Annotated in this window: 4 protein-coding genes; all 4 read left to right on the forward strand. The window is 73.9% G+C overall.

All coding sequences use genetic code 11. The features are described from left to right. Positions 1–77: 77 nt before the first annotated feature. A complete protein-coding gene (locus tag AB0C69_RS02660; RefSeq protein ID WP_345172755.1) occupies positions 78–599 on the forward strand; it encodes a gamma carbonic anhydrase family protein in 522 nt (173 codons plus the stop codon). Between the two features lie 207 nt (positions 600–806). Next, entirely contained in the window at positions 807–4,946 is a 4,140-nt protein-coding gene (locus tag AB0C69_RS02665) for an AAA family ATPase (RefSeq protein WP_360348837.1), read from the forward strand. Positions 4,947–5,198: 252 nt separating this feature from the next. Next, on the forward strand, positions 5,199–5,390 hold the full coding sequence (locus AB0C69_RS02670; protein WP_345172759.1) for a hypothetical protein: 192 nt from the start codon (positions 5,199–5,201) through the stop codon (positions 5,388–5,390). A 323-nt stretch (positions 5,391–5,713) separates the two neighbouring features. Continuing rightward, positions 5,714–6,090: DUF47 family protein (locus tag AB0C69_RS02675; RefSeq protein WP_360348840.1), on the forward strand; the 377-nt coding region annotated here is incomplete at its 3' end.

Raw genomic sequence — 6,090 nt, forward strand, 5'->3', positions numbered from 1 at the left:
TCGTCACACGGGCGTGTGCGACAAACTATCCAATTTACGGAGAAATCGCTTCACCGGGGGCGGCTACCATCGGCGCCATGAGCTACCTGGGAGCGCTGGGCGAGGACCGGCCGGAGATCGACCCCACGGCGTGGGTCGCCCCCGGCGCGGTCGTGGTCGGACGGGTGACGCTGGGCCGCGCGTCCAGCGTCTGGTACGGCTCGGTGCTGCGCGGCGACGACGAGGAGATCGTCGTCGGCGAGGAGTGCAACATCCAGGATCTCAGCTGCCTGCACTCCGATCCCGGCATGCCGGCGGTCCTGGAGGACCGGGTCAGCCTCGGCCACAAGGCGATGGTGCACGGCGCCCACGTCGAGACCGGCTCGCTCATCGGCATCGGCGCCATCGTGCTCAACGGCGCCCGCATCGGCTCCGGGACGCTCATCGCGGCCGGCGCGCTCGTCCCGCCCGGCAAGAAGATCCCGTCCGGGGTCCTCGTCGCGGGCACCCCCGGCAAGATCGTCCGGGAGCTGACCGACGACGACCGCGCCGTGCTGCGGTACACGCCCGAGGTCTACGTGCAGAAGGCCGAGCGGCACCGCACCGCCCAGTGGGACTGAACGGCGCGGTCCGAGGCGGCGCCGCGAGGCGGCGGCGCGGCCCGCGAGAACGGCGCGGCGCGGTCCGAAACGCGTGACGGGGTCGGCGCCAAAGTGCCCCGGCCGTACCCGGCACGGCTGTTTCCCTGCCTCTGATAATCCTTTGACCTGCGATAACGCGGAGAAAGGGGCGCTGGGGGGAGCCTCGGCCGGATTCTGCTGACTACGATGACCATCGTGGTGTGGGGACCGGGCTATGGCAGTGCTCCGCCGCCCAGCCCCCCGGCGGGGCACGATCCGTTCACGGAGGCAGAGCGCGACACGAGGGCGATGGTGGCCGCCGCGTGGTGGCCGTCGGCGCCTCCGCAGCAGCGCCATCACGCCATCGCCGGCCGCATGCTCGTCCTGCCGGACGGGACGTGGTGGCTGTTCGGCGCCTGGGCCCGCTGGTACCGGCTGCACCCGGCCGACGGCCAGTGGTACCTGTGCCCGCCGCCGCGCATCCCCTCCGTCCGCATGGCCGCGAGGCCCGCGCAGCAGGGGGCCGGCCAGGTCCCGGCGCTGCCGCCGCACGTCATCCCGGCCGGGCCCGACTTCTCCTACGACCCGCCGTCCGGGCTGCCCTTCGTCGCGCACGGGTTCGCCACCGAGCTGACCTCGCGGGTCCGCTCGACCGTCGAGTCCGCCGCCACGCTGGCGGCGCCCGACTACCCGCACTGGTGGCGGGAGTTCACGAGCGAGACGCCGTCCACCGTCGCCGTCGCCTGGGGCGTGATGCTGTGGTGCTCCGCCGCGCCCGCGTTCGACTCGCGGCTGGACGCCCAGATGCTCGACCTGTGGAAGCCCTACCGCGCCAGGCCCCTGCCCGATGTGGACGGCCCGCGCTGGCTCACCCCGCCCGCCCTGGAGTCGCTGGTCGCGCTGTACGCCGAGCGGCTGCGCGCCAGCCGGGTGGACGCCGCGGTGGTCGTCCTGCGGACGATGTGGGCCGTCGCCAGCGCGCTCCGCGACGACGTCCGGTTCCAGGTGAGGGCGGACGCGCTGCTCGCCATCCTCGGCGCCACCCTGTCCAACCCGACCGTCGACTACGGGGCGCTGCCCTACGGCGACCAGGCGATCGTCCAGCAGTGGCTGACGCGGTGCCCGCCGAACCTCGTGCCCGCGCTGAGGAACGAGAGCTCGCCGGGGGACAACTTCCGCCACGCCTTCTACACGCTCAGCGAGCTGATAGCCGAGCTGTCGGGCGATCCCGCCGAACCGGCCTACATCGAGCCCCGGCTCGTGGCCGCCGCCCTGCTCGCCGCCGATCTGGACGTCGTCCGCAAGGACATGGTCGGCACGATCGTGCCCTGGCTGGACCCGGAGATCCGCTACACCGTCCAGGCGGTCTCGCAGCAGAAGGGGCATCCGCTGCGGCGGCTGTGGCCGCAGGACATGCGGCTCCCGGAGCCGCTGCGGTCGGCCGCCGGGTCGGGGCCGGGAGCCGAGTCGCTGCTCGCCGCCATGTACGAGGTCGACCTGGCGTGGTGCCGGCTCGGCGGCATGCCCGCCCGTCCGCGCGGCTTCCCCGTCCCGACCGCGGTCGTCGCCGGGATCATCGGACGCAACCGGGCCCGTGCCACGGCCGCCGCGCCGACGGCCACGCCGCCGCCCAACCCGGCGCCGCCGCAGCCCGCGCCGTTCAACATGCCGGGCCAGCCCGGCCTCGCCCCCGGCGCGTCGCCGCAGGAGGCGTCCGGGGCGAACTTCGCGCCGTCCGAGCCCGACCGCCCGTTCGTCCAGCCGCCCGCGCAGCCCGGCTGGGAGAACGCCCCCGGCCCGGCCGCCGGGCACGCCCAGCCGCCCGCGCCCGGCCAGCAGGCGGCGTTCGCCTCCCCGCCCGCCCCGGGGTTCGCGTCCCCGGACCCGGTGATGGGCGGCCACTCGTCCGCCGAGGAGGACAAGGACGAGGGCAGCGTCGCGCCGCCGTACACCGAGCTGGGGTTCCAGCGTCCCGGGGCGGCGCCGCCCGCGCCCGCGCAGCACCAGGCGCCTCCGGCGCCGATGCAGAGTCCGGCGCCGCCCGCGCCCATGCAGAGTCCGGCGCCGCCCGCGCCGATGCAGAGCCAGCCCGCGCCTCCGCCCTCGCCGCCGGCTCAGCCCGCCGCGCCCGAGCCGGTCCAGCCGGGCCGTGGGCCGGTGCCCCCGCCGGAGCTCGGCGGCTTCTCCCCTCCGGAGGAGGAGCAGCAGGACGAGAACTTCGTGCCCCCGTACACGGTGCTGGGGTACCAGCCGGCGGGCTCCGCTCCGCCGCCCCAGCCGGGCGCGCAGCCGAACGTCCCGCCGGGCGTGCCGAACCCCGCGCCTCCCGTCCCCGAGCCGCAGGCGTTCGACCCGTACGCGACCCGCATGGAGGGCCAGGGCGGCCCCCCGCAGCAGCACCAGCAGGGCCCGCCGAATCCGCAGGGTCAGCCGAATCCGCAGGGCCCGCCGGGACAGCCGGGGCAGCCTCCGGGGACGCGCATCCTCGGCCCGGGCGACCTCGAGGACGCACCGCCCGGCCCCGTGCCGCCCGGCCCCGGTGCGCCGGTTCCCGGGGGCGGGCCGGGGACGAAGGTCATGTCCGGCACGATGGTCGGCGGCTTCGACTTCCTGGACGACACGCCGTCGCCGGACCAGCCCGTCCACGAGATCCCGCCGCCGAGCGACCGCAGCACCCGCCGCGTCCTGGAGCGGTTCGGGTTCGGCTTCGTGTACGGCGAGCACGACGCGGCCGCGCTCCTCGGCGACCTGAAGGCGCGGGCCGAGCAGTGGAAGGCCGCGGCGGACGAGGACGTCGAGCAGACCCGCGTGGACGGCGCGCCCAGCTCGATCAGGTCCGGCGTGCCCGGCGTGCTGCTGGTCGGCGCCCCGCACTCGGGGCAGCGGCGGCTCGCCCGGATGATCGCGCTGACGCTGGCCAACGCGGGGCTTGGCGACGGGTCGATCCGCGCGCACGACGCCGAGGACGTCCGGAACGCGCCGCCGGAGGAGCTCGGGCGGCTGCTCGGGCGGCCGGGCCCGGTGATCCTCTTCGAGCGGCTGGACGTGGCGGTCGCCGGCGCGTCCGACCCGGCCGCGCTCGTCGGCGCGGTGCGCCGCGCCCGCCGCGACCCGGTGAACACCACGCCGGTGATCGCGACCTGCGAACCGCGCGCCTACAAGCGGCTGCTGCAGGACCACCCGAAGCTCGTGCAGTCGTTCCGCGTCCACCGGCTGCCCGACTTCGGCGACCTCGACAACCGGATGACGCTGCTGCACCTGCTGGCGGAGGAGCGGCGCGTCACGATCGGCGCCGCGGCCCTGGAGACGGTCCGCGCCGACCTGGAGCGGCTGCGCGGGCCCGGCGACCTGGTCAACGCGCGGCTGGTCGAGGCGTACCTGGACCAGGCGGCCCAGCGGAACATGGAGCGCGCCGGGGCGTCCCACGACCGGCTCGTGCTGACCCCCGACGACCTCGCGGGCGTCGCCGAGGGGATCGAGCCCGCGCTGCGCCCGCCCGGCGACATCGACGGCTACCTGCACCGGCTCGACCAGCTCACCGGCCTGGAGGAGGTCAAGGCCGCCGTGGCGGAGCTGGCCGAGGAGGCGGGGCTCGCGGCCGACCGGGCCCGGTACGGGATGTCCGGCGGCGACGCGCGGCACCTGGTCTTCACCGGGCCGCCCGGCACCGGCAAGACGACCGTCGCCGGACTCGTCGGCGGCATCTACGCGGCGCTCGGGCTGCTGAACTCCGGGCACGTGGTCGCCTGCCGCCCCGTCCACCTGGCGGGACGCGACCGGGTCGACACCGAGAACCGGGTCGCGGGCATGGTCGAGCAGGCGCTCGGCGGCGTGCTGCTCATCCAGGAGGCGTACCTGCTCGACCGTTCCCCGGCCGTGGTGGCGGAGCTGCTGCGGCACATGAAGCGCGGCGCGGAGGGCCAGGGCAGGGCCAGGTTCATGGTGGTCTGCTCCAGCCCGGCGGCGGAGATGGAGGGCTTCCTCGCGGGGAATCCCGCCTTCCGCGCCGAGTTCGGGCGGACGCTGGAGTTCACCGGGATGGGCGACCGCGACATGGTCCAGCTCTTCCAGAGCTACGCCGAACGCGACCTCTACATGCTGGACGAGGAACTGCGCGTCGAGCTGCTCAACCGTTTCTCGCGCCTGCGGGACGACCCGCAGTTCGCCTACGCCCGGACGGTCCGCGCGCTGTTCGAGCAGACGGTGGCGCGGCAGGCGGCCCGGCTCGCCGGGGCCGACGTCAACGCCGCGACCGTGGCCCGGCTGACGGTCCGCGACCTGCCCGAATCGCCGCTGGAGCAGATGCTCGGCGGCTTCCACCAGGGGCCGGGGCAGGGCTTCCAGTAGGAGCGGTGACCGCCCGTTCGTCCCATGGGGCATGGGTCATGCGCATCAGACGGGCATCAGACGGGCATCACCTGGGAAGGCTAGCCAGTCCGGGGTGCGGCTTCCGAAACCGGTGCGTGCGGCCGTCAGCGGCGCGTGCGGACCTCCCCCGGACGGACGGGGCCGAGGTGGCCCTCGAATGGCCCTCTTGGGTCATGTGCCCGCCGCGGCGAGACGCGTAGCCTCGACGACGGGTGTGGGGAACGAACGGAGGTGGACGCGGTGCGCCAGAACCTCGATCTGCGCGTCCACGACCGCGTCGCGCTCGACGAGATCGAACTCTATGCCGAGATGCTCGGTGCGGTGGCGGCGGCGGAGCGGCCGCTGACCGTGGCCGAGATCGACGTGGTACTGGGAGTGCGGTCAGGCGACGCCGGTCGACGTGAGCTGACGCCACGAGATTGAGCACCGTAACCGGGGACGCCGTTTCGGGGCGTCCCCGGTTCGTCATTTCAGCCCCGCCGAAAGCTCGCCGCCCAGGTCGCGGCACTGTAACGAATCTCACTCGCGGTCACCGCCGTTGGCGCGCTCGGAGCGTCCGCAGGGCCCGAAACGGCGAACGTTCCTCCAGATAGGGCCCTTCTCGCGGGGTATGTACCTCCTGATCTAGGGCAGTCTTGTAGGTGAGAGGATGGCGGACAGCAGCCGAAGCCGGGGCAAAGGTTCTTTTTACGGCTGGTTGCGCCTACGATCCTCAGCGGACTGTTCCGGCACATCAGGAGAACGACGTGCGCTTGCGTCTCACGCCGCGTGAGGACAGCTTCTACGACATGTTCGCCGACTCGGCGAACAACCTGGTCACCGGCGCCAGGCTGCTCGTGGAACTCATCAGCGACGGCGCCGACCGGGCGGCGATCGCGGAGAAGATGCGCGCCTGCGAACACGCAGGCGACGAAAACACCCATGCGATCATGCGACGGTTGAACGAAACGTTCATCACGCCCTTCGACCGTGAGGACATCTACCGGCTGGCCTCCACGATCGACGACGTCATGGACGAGATGGAGGAGGCCGCGGACCTCGTCGTCCTCTACAAGATCGACGAGTTCCCGAAGGGCATCGTCCACATGGTCGAGGTTCTGGAGCGCGCCGCCGAACTGACCGC

It is taken from the genome of Actinomadura sp. NPDC048032, assembly GCF_040653175.1.
GTDB classification, from domain to species: domain Bacteria; phylum Actinomycetota; class Actinomycetes; order Streptosporangiales; family Streptosporangiaceae; genus Spirillospora; species Spirillospora verrucosospora.